1 protein-coding gene is annotated in these 346 nt (G+C 63.0%); it reads right to left on the bottom strand.

All coding sequences use genetic code 11. The features are described 5' to 3' along the window. The coding region (locus tag HV823_RS27540) for a cadherin repeat domain-containing protein (RefSeq protein WP_176952632.1) at positions 1-346 on the bottom strand (346 nt) is incomplete at both ends.

The following is a 346-nucleotide window of genomic DNA, read 5'->3' on the forward strand; positions in this document are numbered from 1 at the left end:
GATCCTTGGCCGAGAAGGTGCCGACCGTGGTGCCGGTCTTGACGTTCTCCTTGACGGTCGACTTCGACAGCGACAGCGAGGTGGGCGCCTTGTCGACATCGTCGACGTCCTGGATCGCGATGGTGAAAGACTTTGCCACCTTGTTGACGCCATCGGAGACCTCGACGGTGACCTTGCCGGACTTGACCGCCTCGTAGTCGATCGCCTTGGCCGTCACGAGCCTGTTGCCGGAAAGCTTGAACAGGCCGCCGGCATTGTCGGTCAGCGTGTAGGTCAGCGCCTTGCCTTCCGGATCCTTGGCCGAGAGCGTGCCGACCGTGGTGCCGACGGCGACGTTCTCCTTGAC

Source organism: Mycoplana rhizolycopersici (genome assembly GCF_013378445.1).
In the GTDB taxonomy this organism is placed as follows: Bacteria; Pseudomonadota; Alphaproteobacteria; order Rhizobiales; family Rhizobiaceae; genus Mycoplana; species Mycoplana rhizolycopersici.